Below are 22,126 nucleotides of genomic sequence, written 5' to 3' on the forward strand. Positions count from 1 at the left end.
AGTTAGATTGAATATTATTGAAAGCTCTACTGCAGGAGTATTGGATATTTAAAATTTATAATTCATTGTTGAAAAAGAGCATTGCTGAAAAAGTTTCTTGAGGAACATAATGACCTTCATCCTCGTAAACATCCAATAGGTAGGTGCGTTTTGGATCGGGGCAGTAATTCTGCAACAATGCTATATACTTGGCCGTATTGTATAGAGGTATTTGTTCGTCCAATGCTCCTGACATCATCAACGTACTTGGGTAAACCGTGTTCTTTTTGAAATTAACCACCGGGTCAAGTGCCATGAGTGATTTGAATCCATCAATGGTACTTATGTCACCGAAATCATAATCGTAATCACTGGCATCATAGTTTTCTTGGTATCCTAGTCTCGAAGGGTTCAAAGTGGGAACTGCCCCCACAAAGGCCTTGAACATATCAGGGTTTTCGTTAACAGCCATTCCCGCGGTAATGCCCCCTGCACTGGAACACCACACCCCCAATCGGTCTTTGTCGACATAACCCTGGTCCTTTAAATATTGGGAGCACCACAAGAGGTCCTTCCAAGAATTGGATTTTTTTTCCTTGATTCCGTCCTTGTACCATTTCAGTCCTTTTTCGGCCCCGCCCCTTACATGGGCAACAGCGAAAACATTTCCCTTGGAAACAAAGTCCAAAAGGGGCATTTCGTAAAAAGGTTCCACTGAGAAACCATAAGCCCCATAGGCATAAACGACCCCCTTACCCTTGCCATCCTGTTTTTTTTCCCTGTTTCTGACTATGGTCATCGGGACCATGGTACCATCATGGGATTCTACCTCTATGATCTCCGTAGTGATATCCTTAAAGGATTCAGGGGTTTTCCTGGTTAGCTTATCAAGGGGCTTTATCTCCAATGAATCGTTGATACTTAAATAGGAAAGGTTGTACTTCCAATCGTTCTGTATTATGGTTATTTCATTTGATGTGGTGGATGTATGGTAAAATTGAATATCGGAAATAGGGTAATCCAGTTCTATTATTTCAGATTTTCCTTGGTTATCGACATAATATAAAGTCTCATCCATCCCGTTCTTTGAAGTAATGGCATAAACATTTTTTTCGGAAACCGCATAATCGGTAATGGTCATCTCTTCTTTTTCCGGCTTGAATAGAACCACGTCCTTGGTGGGGTCGCCCATTGATTCCAATGTTGATCTCATCAATGTTTTTTTTCCTCCCTTATATCTAAGGAAATACATGTTGTCACCCCTTTGTTTTGGCCAATATAATATGCTGTCCTTTTGGCCATATATATATTCCCAGGTATAATCCGATTCTATATTGGAAATATCCGCGCTATATCCCGTAAAATGTTCGCTTGCGGTAATGACGAACGCCTGTAGTTTGTTCGATCCGACGGATATGTCCGGGCGTAAAAAATCCTCGGGATCATAATCTTTGACCTGACCCCCGTCGAATATGACCTTTATGGCCCCGGTACGGATATCGGCCATGGCTATATAGGAATTCCGTGTATCTTCAGTGTGCGGCCATCCGGTATATACGATATGGTCCGTCGAGGCCCATACGGCCCAAGAGGCCTGCTGCATGTTCATGTCCTTGTCCGTTTGGAATAATGTATCGCCGCTTTCGGTGGAGATCACCTTTAAAAAATCCCCCTTTTCATCACTGATGAAAAGTATGAATTTTGAACCGTCGGGGTGGGGGGAATAAAAATGGACGGTATTGTCCATTGAGGTGGAAAAAACCGGTATTTCACCCTTACCTGAAGAATCACTTTTAAATAGCACCTGTGTGCTATCGTTGTCCAACCAATAAAAATTATGCTCTTTGTATGCTTCGTACTGGTAACGATTGTAATCATCCCCTACATATAGATCGCTAAAATAATTGAAGGCGCTCTCTCTATCCACAGATTTATAATAATCGGCCGTAAGACTGTCTTGTTTCAGGAACCAATTTTGGTTAACCTCTTTTTTGATGTCTTCTAAATTGGAGTAGTCGTTATTATATTTGATACCGAATTCTTCAACATCTGTTCTACTGTTATCTATCTTAGGATAGTTTATTGTTTTAGAAATTTCTTGTTTACAGGACAATAATAAACAGAAAGAAAATAAGGAAAATAAAAATCTATTCATAAGTTAATTTTCAAATTTTATATTCTTCTCGTGTGGGGCTAAAAACATCCATTAGTTTACAAGGTGTCAATGCCTTGCCGCTATGGGGTACATTCGGGGCAATGATTACCAAATCTCCTGGAATATACACATCGGTAACTCCATCTAAAGTAAATTCAAAGGTACCCTTTATAACATGCATAATCTGTTCGTTCATATGGGAATGTTCAGGGACCTCCGCACCTTTTTCGACTTCCCAGAAGGCGATGGACATGTTTTCGGAGTGCACCAATTTACCATGGTAACCGGGCATTATTTCTTTAGAAGGAATATTGGATAGGATCATGTTGCAATTTTTTTATAGTTTGTGTTTAAAACGTACCGAAGGAAAATGTAAACTTTTCGGTTATATTAGTAACACCATTTAAAGACAGTTTAAGTTATTCATTCAAATCTTTGAACATAATAAAAGTGTCGACCAATCCTAGTTCAGCGTGTCTGAATCCTTTAGGCGTAGTTCCGATTATTTTAAATCCGTATTTTTTCCATAATTCAACAGCTCCTTTATTGGTGCTTACCACAATATTGAATTGGATTCCTTCAAAACTATTTTCCTTCGCTATTTTGAGGGAATGTTCACAAAGTTTCTTTCCAATGCCTTTTCCTTGGGCTTTTGGACTTACCATATAACTGCAATTTGCAATATGGTTTCCTAAATCTATTTGGTTCGGTTTAATGATATACGTGCCAAGAATTTGTCCATTTTCTTCAAGCACATAAGTTTGCATGTAATCGGCAAACCAATGCTTTGTTAAATCTCTTTTAGGTGTATTGGGATTGAATACGTATGTATCTCCAGTTTCAATCACTTTTGAGAATATGTCCCAGACTTGGTCAATATCGGTTTCTGTTGCTTTTCTAATGTTCAATTTGGTCGTTGCTTTAATTGTCCGTAACGAAGATATAAAGAATACCGAAAGAAATAAAAAAGCCCCAAGCCATATATGACTTGGGGCAAAATCCGGGGTGAATGTTATCTTATTGTTTTATTCCAGGACTCGGCAATTGGGATGCGTTATTCCCATTTGACCACTATGAGTTCACACCTTCTGTTCCATTCATGATCTTCTTCAGAACAGCTTTCCTCGGTTTCACATTTTACGATAGGTTGTGATTCCCCATATCCTTTTGCGATGACACGTTCTTTCGCAATTCCGTTTTTGACCATGAATTCCTTGGCAGAGTCGGCCCGTTTCTGCGAAAGATCACGATTGTATTCCGCATTGCCTCGAATATCGGTATGTGTGCCTATTTCTATGACCATGCCAGGGTTTTGTTTCATTATGGTAATGACTTTCGCCAATCGCTCCCGCGATTCGCGCCGTAAATACCAAAGGCTATAATCGAAATGGATTTCTTCTGTTTTGATGACAATCCGTTCTTTATCCTTAACAATGGCATCTTCTTTGGCAATTATGGCATCAATCTTTTTGAGGCGCTCACGCTCCTTTTGTGCTTGTTCGGCCTTTTGTTTAATGGTATTTTCTTTCTCTTTTTGAAGGCGTGCCAATTCGGCGACTTTCTCTTGTTCTTCCAGTCTTTTTTTCTCTGTCAATGCCTCTTTTTCCGCCGCCTCTTTTTTGGCTTTAATTTCCTTCGCCTTTTGGGCTTCCCGTTTTTGAATGGAATAGAGCGCTAATGAGCCGTCTTTTGTCGCATCCCTTTCGGTATCGGTGATAATAGTCTTTGAATTGTCTTCATAACCTTCCTTAAAAGCTTTTAATTGATATTCAAAGGTACACGTTACTTCGAATTTGAAAGAAGCATCAGTAGTGGTAGTGATCTTTTCGATTAGATTTCCATCAGCATCCAAAAGTTCCACCGTTGCATTGGCTAATGGAATTTTTGTTGTTTTGTCGGTAATGACCCCGGTAATGAACTGTTTGCAATCTTCGATGATAAGTGGTTTGGTTTCCGAGAAGGAATAAATGTCATCACTACCTTTTCCACCGGGACGATTGGATGAGAAATATCCGGTATTCGAATTAGGATCCAGTGACAATGAAAAATCATCATAACCGCTATTTACCGGTAATCCTAGGTTATCGGGTTTCTTAAAGCTTCCATTTTTGGATTTAGATAAGAAAACATCCAACAATCCAAAACCTGGGTGGCCGTTAGAGGCAAAATATAGATTGCCGTTTTCATCAATAAACGGAAATTGTTCTTTTTTATCGGTATTGATTTCCTTACCTAGATTTTGCGGGGTTCCGAAGATACCATCCTTTTGAATACTTACGACATAGAGATCAAAAGACCCAAAACCCCCTTCACGGTCCGATGCGAAATAGAGTTTTGTTCCGTCAGGACTTAAAGCAGGGTGTTCCGTGGAGAAATCATCACCGTTAAAAGGTAAAGGGGTAATATTTTTCCAAGCCCCATCAATTAATTCCGCGCGATAAATCTTAAGGTTACTGATTTTATCGTCCTCGGTTTTTTGCTTGCTGTTTCTGGTAAAATAGATTGTTCGTCGGTCTTTGGTCATCGCAAAAGTGCCCTCGTGCAATTTTGAATTGATGGTACTGCTCAATGAAACGCTAAGACTATCCCCCATGGTTAGTTTGTCTATGGGATGACTGTAAATATCAAGGTATTTTTCGTTGTTCCAGCGATATAATTTCGGTAAACCTATTGCGTGTTTTCGGGATGCACTATACACCAAGTTGGCATCTATGCGTGCCGCACCGAATTCCGATGTAGACGTATTTATGTTGAGGTTTTGTATTTTGAATCGTTCCCCAATGGCACGTACGTTTTCAATATAGTTGAAGTCTTCCTGCATAGTAAGAACCTTGTCAGGCTTACCTTTTGCCGTATAGAAATCGATGAGTGTATTGTTTGCTTTTTCGTATTCACCTATTGCCTTGAGGGATTGGTTCAGTTTAAAATAATAGCTTTCATCAATACTTTCACCATAATTGGAAGTTAGATAGCCGTACCATCGGGCCGCTGCCTTCATGTTGAACGTATGGTAATAACAATCCGCAAGGTTTTTTATGAGTTTTGAGCTTTTGTTTCTCGGTAGCAATTGCTCATAAAGTGGAATGGCATCGCTATAATAGGCGCGTTCAAAATAAGTGTTTGCCCGTTTAAGTTCTTGTTGGCCATAGGTTTGCACCGTAAGACCCAGAATAAACAATATGAAGAGTGTTTTTTTCATGTTTAGTAGAATCTTGGTGATTTGTCGTATCCTTTGCCTAGGCCAAGTAAATCGAGGTTAAAAAGAACAAATATTTCGTGGGAACCGGAACTGTACGTACTCAGGTTAGATAGTGTGTAATCATAAGCATAGCCTATTCGTAATCCTGGTGTGGCCGCAATATTGAACATGGCACTTACCGAATCTTCCAAACGATAGGATAATCCGCCTTCAAAACGGTCCAAGAAAAGAGCGTTGAGTGAAACATCGAAAGTCAATGGAGAACCTTGTACCATTTTAGCGAGTACCGAAGGTTTTATTTTCACGTCCGTATTCAATTCATAAACATAACCAGAGGTTATAAAAACATGGATGTTCTCTGAACCAATACGATTAATGCCGTTTTCGTTCTCAAGATGTTTTGTGGTTAGCAGGTTGGGGGCGGAGATTCCTGCATAAAAATGTTCACGATGGTAAAAAGCACCGATACCAATATTCGGGAAAGTGCTGTTCATGTTTTCATTGAAAGCGGGGTCATCCTGAAATTCAGGAAGCATAAAACCGTTGAAATTGGTCTCAAAAGTGGTAATACCGCCTTTAAGGCCCAATGAGAGATTACTTTTTTCATCCAATTTCAATATATAAGCAAAATCAGCATAGATGTTGTTTTCCTTTAGGGCACCATCACCGATATCGTCAGTAATGAAAGAAAGGCCCATTTCAATTTTATCGCTCATAGGGGCATGTGCGAAAAATGTAAGTGTTTTGGGACTGCCCACGGCATTTTTCCATTGTGAGCGGTATAGTGCACCTAAATTGAGCATACCCACTTCATTGGTGGTATAGGCTGGGTTTACAACGCTCATGTTGTACATGTACTGTGTGTATTGAGGGTCTTGTTGCCCATAGCCCATGGCACACACTAATATCAGGAAAATAAAATAATGGTGTATTTTTTTCATGGTTTAGCGGTTGAGGTACAATCTGCCCTGAACTGGGGTGTGACCTTCTTTGTTATAGTCAATAATGTAGAAATACACGCCGTTCGGGGCGGTGTTGTTTCCGTTTTTCCCGTTCCAAGCGGGTTTGTTCCTATCTCCTTTGAACAAGGATGTGCCATAGCGGTTTAGTATTTCCAAGGTGAATTCGGGAAAGATGACTTCGATGTTTGGTACAAAAAAAGTATCATTGCGGCCATCTCCGTTTGGTGAAAATCCGTCAGGGATGAAAAAACCGTAATCCTCGGGTTCACAGTTCGTAAGGTCAATGGTAATGGCCATTCGTTCAGGGTTCATACAACCCGTATCCGGATTGTAGCTTTCCGCATAATACGTTGTACCTGTAGTCAATAAAGTGCTATCGTCCAAAGGAGTGCCATTTTCGGGTGTATCATACCAAAGCACGGTATAAGAAGAATCGCTCTCGGCTTCACGTAAATCTGTAATCGTAGGATCGTCCAATCCGCAAAGCGCCAATGTGGAAAATTCCAAAGTAGCCGCTTCAAGTTCATATACAGTGGGTGTTATCTCTATTCTCTCCGAACTTTGGCAAAGTCCGTTAATTTCTGTTGCAGCATAGTAACTTTTTCCATTGGTAAGGGCAGTGTCATTGCTCAGTGCTGTTCCGTCGGTGGCGGATTCGTACCATACAATTTCCCCGCTGCTGGATACGCTTGTATTCAAATCGGTCACTGTCGGATTTTCAGAACCACAAAAAGTAGGGTTTCCAGCCAGTAAGGTGGGCGATTCCGGGTCAGAAAGGTTAACGGTAACTTGAATTCTGTCAGAACCTTCACAGTTGTTGTTCGGGTCTATGTTCGATATAAAATAATCTTCACCATCGACAAGTTCGGTATCTAACGGAAGAATATCCATATCGGTAGCAGTGTCATAAAATAACATTTCACCATTGGCGATTACTATGATATCCTGTAGGGTTGGTAATCCTGGTGAATATTCGGCCAAACAAAATGTTTGTACAGCTTCGGCTTCAGGTAAGGCCGGCACACCTTCAACGGCAAAATTCTCACTTATCTCAAAATCAAATTCCGTTCTACACGGAGTGGTATCGTTCTGTGTGCTCTTTACGGTTACCGTATAATTGCCCTGTTCAAGGGTGGTAACATCAATTTCATAGTCCGCGGTACCACCATTAAAATTTATCGAGTTATTAATAAGTATGGTATTTGTCTCTTGGGAGATTACTTCGTAGGTCACTTCATATGCACCGTCATCCAGAGTAGGGGCACTGACCATTACATCTATACTGGTAGCATTGCAAGAATTATCGACCAGAAGATTCAAATCAATTGCTTCGGGTATGGGCGTGATCATTGCCGTATCGGTTATTTCACAATCCAATGGAAAACCGTTTTCCACTTCAAAATTAAAAGTGTATTCCCCAGTTTCTAGAATTTGGGTAGCAGGAATGGTGAAGTTCGCACGACCAGAACTAAAAGCGATAGCATTTGCTTGGTGCACGGTTTCAGTGCCACTTGGTGCGGTTATCGTATAATTGACATCATAGGTGCCATTGGCCAAATTGTATGACGGGTCAAAGATATCGCTCAAGGTAACTGAAACGGAATTTGCTTCACAAGCATCGGTTACATCTACCATGGGGTCCGTTTCAATGAACTGTATGGGCGATACCTGAATGTCCGGACAAACATCCTCTCCTAAAGATATAATGGAAAGGGTAGTGGTCTCGTTCGTCTGTACAAGATTGGCATCAATTTGAAAAGAGCCGGTTTTGTCATTGTTCAGTATCAAGGCAGTGGTTTCTGAATTTGTTCCACTTGCGGAACTTAATCCGTAAGTGACGGAATAGGTGCCATTGCCGATCAAGGTATCGTCATAATCGGTGATATCTATTCGATATTTAGTGTCGCCCGAACAGAAATTGGATGCGTTCATTGTTGCGATCAATGTGGGCAGTATCGTAATTTCTACTTGGGTTCTATGAATGTCACATACCGCATGTGAAGGGTAAACGGTGTAAGTGAAAGTGAAAGTGCCATAAGTATGGCGATCCCTAATCGCTTGTATGTCTATATTTTGGTCGGTAAGGTCGGATAATTGATCCGTATTTGGTCCTTCGGACCAAGTCCCGTTTATATCTTCGTCTTCAAGCAGGCCATTTAAATTAAAATCCGTATAACCTGATAGGTCATCTGTTGTACAGACCGTTAGATTTGAACCGATACCTGAATTGGCAGGTCTTTGTACTTCTAAAATTAATCGTGCCTGACGGCTAGGACAAGGACCAACAGCGGGTACGGTATGCGTAAATTCGTATATACCAGGACCAGCCGATGCCGCATCGAAAAAGTTGAGTGATAAATAAGGGGCCGCTTCTGGTGTCACGGCATCCCAGGTTCCATTGAAATCTTGGAATTTACCTTCTGTTTCATCACCAATATAACCGTGTAGATTTACTCTGGGGTCGTCACCACATGCATCTGCCGAACCATCGATATTGTCTTCCCCGGGGTATCCGCCCAAATTGATTGTAATGGTTGCGGATTCCACGTTTCCACTACAATCATTCGTATAAGTGAACTCATGCTGGCCAGAATTTTTAACATCCCAAAGATTTAGGATACCGGTGTTTCGGTCTAACGCATAAAAATTAGCGGGATCGTTGGTAGACCATGTGCCTCCGGTAGTGGGACTACCTCCTAATTGGGTAAAAAGGTCAAATGTTTTGTTGGTCTCATCGGCATCTTTTGTGCATATGGTCACCGTGTTGTCGGTACCTGCGCATTGTGCCATGGTTTTTGTTGAGAAGAGCAATATGCAAAGTACGAAAGCTAATTGCAATAAGGTCTTCATTAAATTTAAATTGGTCATTCTATGTTGTTAATGGTAAAATGGATTTTACCCAAGAACAAATGTATATCGGTGATTAAGTGTGGTATAATAAATGTTGTAAACGAATGTATATGAAGGGTGAATCTTACAAAAACAGTAGCTAGATTTTTTAAAATTTGTGTATTTCATCGAAAAAAGGTGGATTTTGTGGGTAATTTGAATTGATGTACAGGAGTAGGTTTTGAGGTTTTTTTTCGGGACGGCAATGCCTATCTTTGCCTCATAATTAGATTTTCATGCAAATACATTTTATCGCCATAGGAGGTAGTGCCATGCACAATCTTGCCTTAGCGCTTCACCATAAAGGATATATCATTTCAGGAAGTGATGATATCATTTTTGAACCTTCAAAAACCAGGTTGGCCGAAAAAAATCTACTCCCGGAGGAGTTTGGTTGGTTTCCTGATAAAATACATGCGGGATTGGATGCCGTTATTCTTGGGATGCATGCCAAACCGGATAACCCTGAGTTATTAAAGGCACAGGAATTAGGTGTTACCATTTATTCCTATCCTGAATTCCTGTATGAGCAATCCAAGGATAAAACCCGTGTGGTCATTGGGGGCAGTCATGGGAAGACGACCATTACCTCGATGATCTTACATGTATTGAATTATCATGGTATCGAAGTCGATTATATGGTCGGGGCCCAATTGGATGGGTTTGACCGTATGGTACATTTGACCGAGGAGAACGATTTTATTGTCCTGGAAGGGGATGAGTACCTTTCCTCACCAATTGACAGAAGGCCGAAATTCCATCTTTACAAACCTAATATCGCTTTGTTGAGTGGTATTGCTTGGGACCATATTAACGTGTTTCCTACTTTTGAGAACTACGTGGAACAATTTCAGATTTTCGTTGATAGTATCGTTAAGGGAGGAAGTGTTACATATAATGAGGAGGATCCTGAAGTGAAAAAGGTAGTCGAAGCCTCAGAAAATACAATCAGAAAGTTACCTTACCGTACTCCGGAGTATTCCGTTGAAGATGGTCAAACACTGCTTGAAACACCGGAAGGTCCTATGCCCATAGAGGTTTTCGGGAAGCATAACCTGAGTAATTTGGCAGGTGCTAAGTGGATTTGTCAGAACATGGGGGTCGATGAGGATGATTTTTATGAGGCCATCGGTACGTTTTCAGGTGCATCTAAGCGATTGGAGAAAATTGCGGAATCCAATACCGCGGTTGTGTATAAGGATTTTGCACACTCACCTAGTAAGGTGATGGCCACTACCAATGCGGTAAAGGAGCAGTATCCTGATAGAAAGGTAATCGCTTGTCTGGAACTGCATACCTATAGTAGCTTCAATGCCGATTTTCTAAAGGAATATAAGGGAGCGTTGGATGCTGCCGATGAAGCGGTTGTTTTCTTTTTACCGGAATCGGTAAAGATCAAAAAATTGAAAGAGGTTACTCCAGAACAAATTTCAGAAGCTTTTGATCGGGATGATTTAAAAATCTTCACCGAATCGGAAGCCTTTAAAGATTTCGTGTTTGGTCAGGATTATGGCAATTCCGTTTTATTGTTAATGAGTTCGGGTAATTATGGTGGGTTGGATCTCTCATCGGTAAAAGCATTGGTTCAAGGCAATTAAATATCTTTTTTCAGGTATTTTCGTATCGAAATTATTTGTTGACTATCTTTAACAAATGCAAGACAAGCCAACTTCCTTTTCCATAAAGCACTGGTCAGATGATGATAAGCCAAGGGAAAAATTGGTTCAAAAGGGTAAATCCGTTTTATCCGATGCTGAACTGATCGCTATTTTGATCGGGTCTGGTAGTAGGGATGAAAGTGCAGTTGAGCTTTCAAAACGTATATTGGCTTCTGTGAACAATAACCTTAATGAATTGGGGAAACTCTCCATTAAACAGTTGATGCAATTCAAGGGAATTGGGGAAGCTAAAGCCGTTACCATTGCCGCCGCTTTGGAAATAGGCCGAAGACGAAGAGGGGAAGATGCCCAGAAAATTACAAAAATATCTAGTAGTAAGGATGCTTTTGAACTTTTACAACCCCATTTGGGCGAATTGCCCCATGAGGAATTTTGGATCGTGTACCTGAACAATTCCAATAAGGTAATTCACATGGCACAATTGAGCAAAGGGGGCATCACAGGAACATTGGTAGATGTTCGCTTGGTCATGAAACAAGCGCTGGAGTTAGGGGCTGTCGGACTTATTTTGGCACATAACCACCCATCAGGTGGCTTAAGGCCGAGCAATGCCGATAAACAACTGACACAAAAACTTAAGAATGCCGCCTTGGCCTTGGATATAAAAATATTGGACCATTTGATCATTACCCAAAAGGATTACTTTAGTTTTGCCGATCAATCTATTTTATAAATACTTAGGACATAAATGTTACTGATCTATACGCATAAAATTACACCACGGTTTAGTTACGTTATGCGCCAGGTATTTACCAGGATACTTGGGATAAAGGTATCCTATACCACAAAGGTCGAAGACTTTATCAAGCATTCAGGGGCTAAGATTACCTATACGAAACAACCTTTGCAAAATGAGTTCTTTGTGCGGAGCAACGATCTTCTTTTTGAACAAGGTATCAATGATATCCAAATCAACGTTTCCGATTGGGAAGGTGTTCCCTGTTTTTTTTCTACGGGTGAGAACAGTGCCCTGCCTTTCGACATATTTTCTGCCAGTTTCTATTTGCTTTCAAGGTATGAGGAATACTTGCCCCATGTAAAGGACATGCATGGTAGGTTTTCCCCAAAGGATAGTTTAGCGTACCAAAATAATTTCCTTACCCTTCCTGTTGTAGATATTTGGGCGAATAAATTATTGGATAGGTTACTCGAGCGTTTTCCTGATATGGAAGTCAAAAAACCAACCTATAAATACACTTCGATCATCGATGTTACCACTTCCCATTGCTATGCGCACCGTGGATTTACCCGCAGTCTTGCAGGTTTTTTACTCGATTTGGCCAATTTTAGGCTAAAACGTTTATATGAAAGGGTCGTGGTCTGGTTCAATCCTAAGAAAGATCCTTATGATAATTTTGATTTCCTTATTCAAAAAAGGAAGGAATATGATCTTAACTGTAAGTTCTTTTTTCAGTTCGCTTCATATTCCACCTATGACAAGAACGTATCCCCCAATAATAACAATTTTCGCTTTTTGATAAAATCAATAGCCGATTATTGTAAGGTTTCCTTGGCAGCATCTTATAGTTCTTTCAATGATGTTGAATTATTGAGGAAAGAGAAAAAGGACCTTTCGAACGTTATCAATAGGCAGGTTGATTATGTGAGGATGCGATATAATAGGGTAGATGTGCCACAGACCTATAGAAATTTGGTCGATGCTGAGTTCACTGATGATTTTACCATGGGATATACCCATGAAATAGGCTTTAGGGCCGGTACTTCATTTCCTTTTTATCTGTATGATATCAATATGGAATTACAACAGCCTATTAGGGTACATTCTTTTGCATTTCAGGATTACGCCCTTCAGGATGAAGCGTCTTTTCATAGTATTTTAGAGAAGGTAAAGGCATTGTACCAAGAAGTGAAAAAAGTAAATGGAGCTTTGATCACGGTATTTTCTAACGAGATTTTAGGTGATGAACACCATATAGATTGGAAAGAAACCTATGAGGAAATAATAAAGAACTACCATGTATAACGAAAAGGTTTCAGATGTTTTTTTTGACTTGGACCATACCCTGTGGGACTTTGAAAAGAATTCGGCACTTACTTTTGAGCGGATCTTGAAAGCCAATCAGGTCGATGTTGACCTTAATGACTTTCTTGAGATATATATCCCCATAAACCTTGCCTATTGGAAACTCTATAGGGATGAAAAAGTCACCAAATCAGAATTGCGATACCAACGATTGAAAAAAGTATTCGATAAATTGAAATATGGGGTGTCAGATGATACGATCGATCAACTGGCAATCGATTATATAGAAAACCTCTCGACTTTCAACCATCTTTTTCCCAATGCGATCGAGGTGCTCGAGTATTTGAAGCCAAAATACAAATTGCATATTATTACCAACGGGTTTCATGAAGTACAGGAAAGGAAGCTGAAGAACGCCCATATCCGTGATTTTTTCGATCAAGTAGTGAACTCGGAAATGGCCGGAGTTAAAAAACCGAATCCATTGATTTTTGAAATGGCATTGGAAAAGGCAAAAACCACCTCGGAAAAGGCCATGATGATCGGTGATAGTTTAGAGGCCGATATCCTTGGGGCCAAGGCGGTAGGGCTCCAAACCTTACACTTTAACGCACATAACGAGCCAGACCACGAAATTTGTCAAATGATTCATGATTTGGGTGAAATAAAAAGTTATTTGTAGAGTTATACATAGTATAACATTATATGCTTTTTGTCGATAAAAGGTTATGAACAATGAAAAAGTCAGGTAGGTATTTATATGCTGTTCTTGCTGCAATGCTGCTTTTTTCCTGTGTTGAGGAACAAGATTTCAATCAATATGATGATCTTAGTGTAACCCCGACCTATGAGGCCAGTGTGCTTTATTTAGAGGTTCCGGAAAGTGCCATAAATCTTTTGCCTTCTGGTTATACATATTCCCAAGATTTTAACTTCGATGCTTTCAGCGAGGATATTTTCGCTGATCGTGTTTTGGAAGGGGTAATCACCTATAATGTGGAGAATACGACCAGCAAACCTATCGAGATTCAAATAGAGTTTTTGGATGAAGCAGGAGCGGTCTTGGATACTGAACAATTTGTTTTGCCCTCCGAACCTACTGCTGTTTTACAAAGGGAAATAGCCTATGGCCCTTCTGGCCGTAGCTTAAATATAATCCGAAATACTTCGAGTATTTCTGTGACCGCTACCAATAATGGGGATAATGTAAGCACTTCTTCGCAAGACGATCCCATGGTAACCTTAAAGAGTAGCGGTAAATTCACTGTTCGCATTAAAGGATGATAATAAAGAGATTTTTAGTCATAACCCTGTTTTTGGCCGGTATAAGTATGCATGCCCAAAACAAACAGTTGTTATATGATTTTAACGAGGTTCCCCAAGCTTTGATGATCAATCCCGGTATGGAAACCGATTTTTCTTGGTATGCAGGTATCCCGGCCTTATCCGGTATTTCTTTTCAAGCTGGATCCAGTGGAATTTCTGTCAATGATATTTTTGCCGATGATGGACTCGATATCAATGATAAGGTTCGTGACCGGGCCATTTACGGTATGTCCGTTCAGGATGAGTTGAGTGGTACCTATCAATTGGAAATATTCAGTGGCGGGTTTCGCGGTAAGGACCCCAGTGTATTTTATTCTTTCGGGTTATATAATGAAGGGGATGCCATAGGGTATTGGTTTCGTGATTATGCCATTTTAGGTTATGACGGTAACGCGGACCGACTTAATGAACGTTTTGATCTGAGTCATTTGAAAACAAGGGGTGAAATGCTCAATGTATTCCATTTTGGTGTCAATAAACAGATGAACAAGGATTTGATCCTTGGGGCTAGAGGGAAAATATATTCCAGTATTTTTGATTTCAATTCAGTGCATAATGATGGGTATTTTGTAACCACCGAAGGTGAAAACAATATTTATGCCAGTACTTTGAATGCCGATATGGAATTACGTACATCTGGGGTAAATGCCATAGACCATGCATTGGATGATGACGATGTTGCCGCAACGATTATAGAAAGAGGTTTGTTCGGGGGTAATCTCGGCTTAGGTGTCGATTTGGGTTTTACCTATTATTTAAATCCCCAAACGGTCGTTACCGGTAGTTTGTTGGATCTTGGATTTATATACCATGCCAACGATGTTGAGAATTTTACTTTGCAAGGTGAGGCGACTATTGAAGGTATGGAGATCATATTACCCGATGCCCTGGTGGATCCAAATCAGGATTTTTGGCAAAATTTAGTAGATGATGTAGAGGAATTCATTCCTTTTGAAAAAGAGTATAGCTCTTATGTTACTTTTAGGCCAACAAAACTATATGGCTCCATTAGGTATAATTTTGGGGAACCCATGCAAGGGGCCGCATCATGCGATTGTGATTACCGAACAGGTGGTAAAAGTCGTAACATTATCAAATACAGGAATAGCATCGGAGGTCAGCTTTATATGATCAATAGGCCAAGGGGCCCCCAAAGTGCGATTACGGCTTTTTATCAAAGAAGATTCGGCAACTTTATGACCATGAAAGCGACTTATACCGCCGATAAATTCACATTTACCAATGTTGGGCTAGGGGCAAGCATCCAAGCTGGTCCTGTTAATTTCTATCTAATGGCAGATAATTTACTCGCTTATAGTAATATAGCAGATAGTAATTATACATCTTTTCAATTCGGATTAAATATCATATCTTGGGGTAAGAAATGATAGAACGGATTTCATGAAAAAACTTATCGTATTGCTTGTTGTTTTTGGTATATCCTATGGGTATTCCCAAGAAAATTTAAACGCCTATAAATATGTCATCGTACCCAAAAAGTTCGATGCTTTTAAAAAGGAGAACCAATATAAAACCAGTACCTTGGTTAAGTATCTCTTCACCCAGAATGGCTTCGATGCTGTTTATGATGATGCCATGCCTCCTGATCTGGAGCGTAATCGCTGTTTGGGATTGCAGGTTTTTATTAATGATGAGTCCTCGATGTTCACCACAAAAACATCGATTACTTTGAAAGACTGTGCTTCGAAAGAGGTGCTTACGACCATTATGGGAACTAGCAAGGAGAAACAATATGAGAGTTCCTATAGGGAAGCATTGACAGAAGCCTTTTCAACTATTAAAGACTCTAATTATAAGTATTCCCCGTCAGGAACGGAGATGGTTTCCGCAGTGGTTGTTCCTGCTGAGGTAGGGGATAAACCGGTTGTGCCGAAGAACAAGCCGAATGTTGCGGTTGTTCAGCAGGTTGCCACCCCCGAAAACCAATCTTACAAAAGCAAGGAGCCTGTAACGTCGACTATTAAAAAATCAGAGCCTGTTGAATCGGTGGTTATGGCTGAAAAGGAAGATTATTCCGGTATACTTTACGCTCAGGAAATAGAAAACGGTTATCAGCTTGTAGATAGCACCCCTAAAATACGTTTAAAAATATATCGGACTTCCATGCCCGATGTTTTTTCAGTTGCCAATGAAAATGGGGCCAATGGTATGGTGTTCAAAAAAGATGGTAAATGGTATTTGGAGTATAATACAAACGGTAAGATGACAACTGAGGAATTGAATATAAAATTCTAAAGGTCATATTTGCCTTTCCATCGTTTTTTCAAAAACTCATCGATGGCGTTTTCACGTGGGTTTTTACCGGGTTTGTAGAAACTGGTTCCGGTTAGTTCTTCTGGTAAAAACTCCTCATCCACGAAATTGTTTTCATATTCATGGGCATATTTGTAGTCTTTACCATACCCTAAATCTTTCATTAATTTTGTCGGGGCATTACGTAAGGCAAGCGGAACGGATAGGTTTCCTGTCTGTTTAACGGTCTGTTGGGCCATATTGATGGCCATATAGCTGGCATTGCTTTTTGCCGAAGTGGCAAGATAAATGGCACATTGGCTTAAGATAATCCGAGCTTCCGGATAGCCGATTGTCGTAACCGCCTGAAAAGTATTGTTGGCAATGACCAATGCCGTAGGGTTTGCCAATCCTATATCCTCTGATGCGGAAATCAACATTCTACGGGCAATGAACTTTAGGTCTTCCCCGCCTTCGATCATTCGTGCCAACCAATATACCGCACCATTGGGGTCACTACCGCGTATCGATTTGATAAAGGCCGAGATAATGTCATAATGCTGTTCCCCGGTTTTGTCATAAAGAACGGTGTTGCTTTGTACTTTGCCCAAAACCAACTCGTTCGTAATTGTAATACTGTCGGATTGTTCCGAATTTACGACCAATTCAAAGATGTTCAATAGTTTACGCCCATCACCACCCGATAAGCGTAGTAAAGCCTCTGTTTCTTGAAGTATTATTTTTTTTGATTTTAATACAGCATCCTGCTGCATGGCCCTTGATAGAAGCGCTTCAAGGTCTTCTTTGCCAAAGGCATTCAAGACATAGACTTGGCATCGTGATAATAAAGCCGGAATTACCTCAAAGCTGGGATTTTCGGTAGTGGCCCCGATCAAAGTCACCCATCCTTTTTCAACGGCGCCTAATAAGGAATCTTGCTGCGATTTACTGAACCTATGTATTTCATCAATAAATAAAATGGGGTTTTTAGAAGTAAAGAGTCCACCACTTTGTTTGGCCTTGTCAATGACTTCACGAATATCCTTTACCCCGCTGTTTATGGCACTAAGGGTATAAAAGGGTCTTTTGCTCTCTTGGGCTATGATATTGGCCAGTGTGGTCTTTCCTGTCCCTGGAGGTCCCCAAAGAATCAACGACGGAATAATCCCTTTTTTTATCTGATGGGTCAATGAACCCTGCTCCCCAACCAAATGGTTTTGACTAATATACTCATCTAAGGTTTTAGGGCGTACCCTTTCTGCCAATGGTTCATTCATGGGGTAAATTTAAAACAAAGTTACGATTGATCCGTTTCTTACCATATAGTATTGTAAACAATTGAAGGTGACAATAGGGAATAAATGACAATTTATCATGTTTATCGATTACGGTAGGTTTTTTGTTTATAATAGAATTATTTTAGGATAATGTCTGAAAGCAACTATTTTAAGTTCACCAATTCGGTAGTGGTTGCCCCTTTGATAGGGGTAATATTGATATGGGCCGTTTTTTGGTTAGAGCTGCAGCTGCATACCAATTTTAACCATTTTGGGGTATACCCCAGATCATTGAAAGGGTTGAGAGGGGTTTTATTCAGCCCGTTTATCCATGGTTCTGTTGAACATTTGTATAACAACACCATACCATTAGCCATATTAACCGCCTCCCTGTTTTATTTCTACAAGGATATCGCCATAAAAGTATTGGTATATGGCTTGTTGTTCTCCGGGCTGTTTACTTGGGCTGTAGGAAGGCCATCTTACCATATTGGGGTAAGTGGAATTATCTATGTATTGGCCAGTTTTATATTTTTCAAGGGTATTTTTTCAAAATATTATCGGTTGGTTGCATTGTCATTGGTAGTGGTTTTTATTTACGGAAGCCTTCTTTGGTATGTTTTTCCCATCAAGGATGGTATTTCCTGGGAAGGACATCTGGGAGGTTTTCTAGCTGGACTTCTACTTGCCTTTTTCATAAAAGCGAATACCCCATCATCCAAAAAGTTCGATTGGGAACATGAAGATTATAATGAGGATGCCGACGAATTCTTAAGGCATTTTGATGAAGACGGTAATTTTATTGAAAGAAAACCGGAAGAAATCCATCAAGAAGATGAGCCCGTTCGGATAACCTATCACTACAAGACGAAGGATGGAGGGAATGCCGCAAAGGATTGATCAATCCATTCTTTGGCGAACAACCTCGTAAAGAAAAACTCCACATGCGACCGATACGTTCAAAGATTCTATCTCACCCAATAACGGTAGTTTTGCTGTATAATCCGCCGCTTTAATGACTGAAGGTGAAACACCTTTATCTTCAGATCCCATAACAATGGCAGAAGGTTTCTTAAAGGAAACATCATATATGGTGTCATTGGTTTTTTCTGTTGCTACCGTAACTGAAATTCCGGAAGCTTGGAGGTAATAGACCGCGTCTTTGATATGGTCCACTTTCGCAATAGGCACTTTAAAGGCAGCACCGGCAGAAGTTTTGATGGTGTCCGCGGTTACGGGTGCGGCACCTTTCTTTTGGATGATTATGCCATCAACACCTGTACATTCAGCCGTTCTGATAATGGCCCCGAAATTTCGCACATCGGAAAGTTGGTCGAGCAACAGGAACAAAGGGGCCTCTTTGTTTTCTATTACCTTTTCGACAAGGGTTTCAAGCTCGTAAAAGGTAATCGGTGAAATATTTGCGATAACCCCCTGATGGTTGTTCTTGGTGAGTTTATATAGCTTCTCTGGCGGAACGTAAGAGGCATTTATCCCGTTCTTACGGATTAGGCCTTCCAATTCTTTCGATAAATCACCTTTAAGCCCTTTTTGAATAAAGATCTTATCAATGGCCTCACCTGCGTTAATAGCTTCTATGACGGCTCTTATACCGTAAATTTGAGTGGGTTTTTGCATTTGGCAAAGGTAAATAAAAAAACCACCTCGATTGAGGTGGTTTTGTTTAATATTTGGTTGAACGGATTAATGTTCGTCCTCGGCTAATCCTGTTCTTTTGTAACCTGCAAACTGATATATGGTTCCAGGATCATCAGAAAATTCAGCTTCAAAATATATACTGTCAACTACATTTCCTCCTGTTGAAGTAGCACCATCTTTGATAATTGTACCATTGGTTATCTGTAAGGTTACATCATAACCGTCTACACTACTTTCAAGATCTGAACCATCGAATTTAAGACTTTCAATGTCTATTGGGCATTTCGCCTTGAATTGCCAAATGTTGGCATGATCATCTATCCATATTGAAGTTTCATCGGCGCTATTGCTAGTCGTTAGTAAGTTATAACCTAAGCCATATACATCAACGCCGTCTATTAAAAACTCTACATACCAATCTCCACTGGCTTCCACTAGAGCAGTTGTACCAACATCCAAATCCTCATGCTCATCACAAGAAACGGCCAAAGACAGTAAGGAAACAAAGAGAATTGCCCTTGCAAGAATATTATTTTTAAATATATTTTTCATTAGATAATTTTTTAAAATTCAACCTTTGTTAAAGTTACATCAAAACTATAGGCAGCAACTGTTCCAGCATAATCCCAGTCAGTTACGAAGTTGATAGTTTTGGCTGATGGGTCTATTGACAATGAAGTCATGTAAACGGTTCCGCCCCATGGTAACGTTGATTCAGTGCCACTAGTGAAAGTATTTGAAGTTAAATCAAAATCAAAAGAAAGGCCTTTAGCAGCATAAGCACTTCCATAACCGGATCCAAAATCGTACCAGCCCCCGATAGCATCACTAACGCCATAGGAACCATCTTCGTTTTTCCATACTATTATATACTGCATGTCACTTCTTGTACTAGATCCGTTTCTAGTAACGGTAGATGTATATAGGCCTTCAATACTTGAGTTGAAATCGCCGTCTCCCGCTACCCAAATGGTTCTAAAAGCACTTCCATCAAAACCATCTTGGTTTGTAGCTGAATATTCAATAATGTATTGATCGGATACATCTGTATCCAATCCACTAATTGCTCTATATGTTCCTGATTCGAAGCTTGTTGTAAGTTCAATTTCTGAACCTGCTTCAGTGGCATTTGCTCCAGGTTCCACATATTCTTCTCCTTCGGTAATGAACATTTCCGTATCACCATTTAGTGTGATTAAAGGAAATGATGTCAGTTTTGAAACGTCTGCGGTATCATCATCAGATGAGCACGAGGTAAATAACCCGAATGCAAACGCAAATATTACGATTAATTTATTTTTCATTTTATAGTTTTTTAGTTAGCGTACCATGTCTTTTCAGTGATGGCAATTTGGCTAGGGGTGTTGGTATTTCTTTGTGTTTCATCTAGAGGGAACAAGAACCTTCTTGGAAATAATCCGCCAGTTGTTCCTTCTACAGAATAAGTAAGTTCGCCAGGAACATAAGAAAGGTCATCACCATCAACACTACTTATAGCAGGATAGCCCGTTCTATTTTGTTCAATAAAGCTTTCGAAGCCATTTCCAGGAAAAAAGGAAACCCATTTTTGTGTGATTATCGCTTTGATGTTTTCTTCATCGGAACCATCAGGATAAGCATAAGAACCGGAAACAAAAGAAGTGCCATCCAATTCAAATTGTTCAAAAGCGGCAATGACGCCTTCGTCATAAAGTTCTTTGGCTCCTGTGCCACCCATATACCTTACTCGAGCTTCTGCCTGTAAAAATTTACTTTCTGCTTTGGAAATAAAATAAAATGGGGCTGTAGCTTCAAGAACAACTACGGATGCATCACTTGATCCATCTTCGAAATCACCTTGGATTTGGAATGTTGTCCCATCGTAAAAGTTAGCTAATCTGGGGTCTGAGTTATCAACTAAAAATGAACCCATTGTATTACTTGCCCTTAGGTTAGTACCCACATTCAACTGTCTTTTTTCGTTTTCATATAGTGGGTTACTTCTACTTGCCTCATCAACAAATTGTGTAATAGCTGCTGATTCATCAAGGAAAAGAGCTCCAGAATTGATTAAAGATTGAACTCCGGCTTCTGCTACAGTAGGTCGTGCATTTGATTGTCTAAGATAGATTCGCAATAATAAAGTATTTGCAAATCTTGTCCATTGTTCCATATCACCACTGAACAAAAAGTCTGTTTCCCCGGGAACATCATCTGCGGGTGAAGAAGATAGGTCCTTTGCCAATGCTGAATTTAAGCTAGAGGCCATTAGGTTGTATATTTCTTCAGAACTTTCGAACTCAGGGGTTAAAATAGAAGGGTCGTTTGCTTGGCTGTAAGGTACCGACTCAAAGTAATCGGCCAATAATTGGAAGGAATAAGCTTCCAAAGTAGATGCTATCAAATAATAATTCCAGTTCCCGTCAGCTTCAGCGTTAGCCTTGATGTTTCTGATATCCGTTAGGGCATCATACATTTGAGACCAGCCTGAATTAAAGAAAGCATGGGTGTTTGTCAATGAATAATCATCAACAGTCACGTATTGGTTGGCAACTGCACTTTGTGTCCAAAATTGACTCCAAAATCCTCCTGGAATCGCAAAATACGTACCTGCTGCTGCTGCTATTCCAGTTTCGGAAGTTGGCAATTCCGAGGCCATAGGAATTTGTTCCGGGGTTAATAAATCCGGATCAGAATTAATGTCAAGTTCATTGTCACAAGAAGTATACAATAGTAACCCTGTGAAAAGCATTATGCTATATAAAAATGTTTTTTTCATCGTTGT

General features: G+C 40.1%; 19 protein-coding genes. 8 read left to right on the forward strand and 11 right to left on the reverse strand.

Annotated features, from left to right (window positions below):
* Positions 1-55 precede the first annotated feature (55 nt).
* The 6 genes from R3X28_RS15295 to R3X28_RS15320 all read right to left on the reverse strand — a co-directional run bounded on the left by R3X28_RS15295 (position 56) and on the right by R3X28_RS15320 (position 9,163).
* Positions 56-2,134, reverse strand: coding sequence for a prolyl oligopeptidase family serine peptidase (locus R3X28_RS15295; RefSeq protein WP_317665461.1), 2,079 nt, complete (start codon positions 2,132-2,134; stop codon positions 56-58).
* Positions 2,135-2,144: 10 nt separating this feature from the next.
* On the reverse strand, positions 2,145-2,459 hold the full coding sequence (locus R3X28_RS15300) for a cupin domain-containing protein (RefSeq protein ID WP_317665463.1): 315 nt from the start codon (positions 2,457-2,459) through the stop codon (positions 2,145-2,147).
* A 94-nt stretch (positions 2,460-2,553) separates the two neighbouring features.
* A complete protein-coding gene (locus tag R3X28_RS15305) occupies positions 2,554-3,042 on the reverse strand; it encodes a GNAT family N-acetyltransferase (protein ID WP_317665464.1) in 489 nt (162 codons plus the stop codon).
* 146 nt (positions 3,043-3,188) lie between these two features.
* A complete protein-coding gene (locus R3X28_RS15310) occupies positions 3,189-5,333 on the reverse strand; it encodes an OmpA family protein (protein ID WP_317665465.1) in 2,145 nt (714 codons plus the stop codon).
* Between the two features lie 2 nt (positions 5,334-5,335).
* The gene (locus tag R3X28_RS15315) at positions 5,336-6,274 is read right to left on the reverse strand and encodes a type IX secretion system membrane protein PorP/SprF (RefSeq protein ID WP_317665466.1); all 939 of its coding nucleotides are present in this window, start codon (positions 6,272-6,274) and stop codon (positions 5,336-5,338) included.
* Positions 6,275-6,277: 3 nt separating this feature from the next.
* Positions 6,278-9,163 (reverse strand): gliding motility-associated C-terminal domain-containing protein, encoded by a 2,886-nt coding sequence (locus R3X28_RS15320; RefSeq protein ID WP_317665468.1) that lies wholly within the window; start codon positions 9,161-9,163, stop codon positions 6,278-6,280.
* A gap of 257 nt (positions 9,164-9,420) precedes the next feature.
* On the opposite strand from R3X28_RS15320, the gene R3X28_RS15325 reads away from it, so the two are divergent.
* The 7 genes from R3X28_RS15325 to R3X28_RS15355 are packed head-to-tail and all read left to right on the forward strand — an operon-like array spanning position 9,421 to position 16,429.
* On the forward strand, positions 9,421-10,782 hold the full coding sequence (locus R3X28_RS15325) for a UDP-N-acetylmuramate--L-alanine ligase (protein WP_317665470.1): 1,362 nt from the start codon (positions 9,421-9,423) through the stop codon (positions 10,780-10,782).
* A 55-nt stretch (positions 10,783-10,837) separates the two neighbouring features.
* The gene (gene radC, locus R3X28_RS15330; RefSeq protein WP_282054612.1) at positions 10,838-11,536 is read left to right on the forward strand and encodes a RadC family protein; all 699 of its coding nucleotides are present in this window, start codon (positions 10,838-10,840) and stop codon (positions 11,534-11,536) included.
* Between the two features lie 15 nt (positions 11,537-11,551).
* Positions 11,552-12,847, forward strand: a complete 1,296-nt coding sequence (locus R3X28_RS15335) for a polysaccharide deacetylase family protein (RefSeq protein ID WP_317665472.1) — start codon at positions 11,552-11,554, stop codon at positions 12,845-12,847.
* Positions 12,840-13,529: a YjjG family noncanonical pyrimidine nucleotidase gene (locus R3X28_RS15340; RefSeq protein ID WP_317665474.1), complete on the forward strand. Its 690-nt coding sequence runs from the start codon at positions 12,840-12,842 to the stop codon at positions 13,527-13,529. Before R3X28_RS15335 ends, R3X28_RS15340 begins: the two co-directional genes overlap by 8 nt.
* Before the next feature lie 53 nt (positions 13,530-13,582).
* The gene (locus R3X28_RS15345) at positions 13,583-14,131 is read left to right on the forward strand and encodes a hypothetical protein (RefSeq protein ID WP_317665475.1); all 549 of its coding nucleotides are present in this window, start codon (positions 13,583-13,585) and stop codon (positions 14,129-14,131) included.
* Entirely contained in the window at positions 14,128-15,561 is a 1,434-nt protein-coding gene (locus R3X28_RS15350; RefSeq protein ID WP_317665476.1) for a DUF5723 family protein, read from the forward strand. The genes R3X28_RS15345 and R3X28_RS15350 overlap by 4 nt, the downstream gene beginning before the upstream one ends.
* Positions 15,562-15,574: 13 nt before the next feature.
* Positions 15,575-16,429, forward strand: coding sequence for a hypothetical protein (locus R3X28_RS15355; RefSeq protein ID WP_317665478.1), 855 nt, complete (start codon positions 15,575-15,577; stop codon positions 16,427-16,429).
* Here the strand turns inward: R3X28_RS15355 and R3X28_RS15360 are convergent.
* On the reverse strand, positions 16,426-17,703 hold the full coding sequence (locus tag R3X28_RS15360; RefSeq protein WP_317665480.1) for a replication-associated recombination protein A: 1,278 nt from the start codon (positions 17,701-17,703) through the stop codon (positions 16,426-16,428). The genes R3X28_RS15355 and R3X28_RS15360 overlap by 4 nt on opposite strands.
* 150 nt (positions 17,704-17,853) lie before the next feature.
* Here R3X28_RS15360 and R3X28_RS15365 point away from each other — a divergent pair, with 150 nt between their 5' ends.
* A complete protein-coding gene (locus R3X28_RS15365) occupies positions 17,854-18,603 on the forward strand; it encodes a rhomboid family intramembrane serine protease (protein WP_317665482.1) in 750 nt (249 codons plus the stop codon).
* Here R3X28_RS15365 and rlmB read toward each other — a convergent pair whose 3' ends face one another.
* The 4 genes from rlmB to R3X28_RS15385 all read right to left on the reverse strand — a co-directional run bounded on the left by rlmB (position 18,604) and on the right by R3X28_RS15385 (position 22,120).
* Entirely contained in the window at positions 18,604-19,341 is a 738-nt protein-coding gene (gene rlmB / locus R3X28_RS15370) for a 23S rRNA (guanosine(2251)-2'-O)-methyltransferase RlmB (protein ID WP_317665484.1), read from the reverse strand. It abuts the gene before it with no gap.
* Positions 19,342-19,407: 66 nt separating this feature from the next.
* Positions 19,408-19,914: a lipid-binding protein gene (locus R3X28_RS15375; protein WP_317665486.1), complete on the reverse strand. Its 507-nt coding sequence runs from the start codon at positions 19,912-19,914 to the stop codon at positions 19,408-19,410.
* An 11-nt stretch (positions 19,915-19,925) separates the two neighbouring features.
* On the reverse strand, positions 19,926-20,666 hold the full coding sequence (locus R3X28_RS15380; protein WP_317665488.1) for a BT_2262 family domain-containing protein: 741 nt from the start codon (positions 20,664-20,666) through the stop codon (positions 19,926-19,928).
* A gap of 11 nt (positions 20,667-20,677) precedes the next feature.
* Entirely contained in the window at positions 20,678-22,120 is a 1,443-nt protein-coding gene (locus R3X28_RS15385; protein WP_317665490.1) for a SusD/RagB family nutrient-binding outer membrane lipoprotein, read from the reverse strand.
* Positions 22,121-22,126: the final 6 nt, after the last annotated feature.

The organism is Maribacter sp. TH_r10, assembly GCF_033101095.1.
GTDB classification, from domain to species: domain Bacteria; phylum Bacteroidota; class Bacteroidia; order Flavobacteriales; family Flavobacteriaceae; genus Maribacter_A; species Maribacter_A luteus.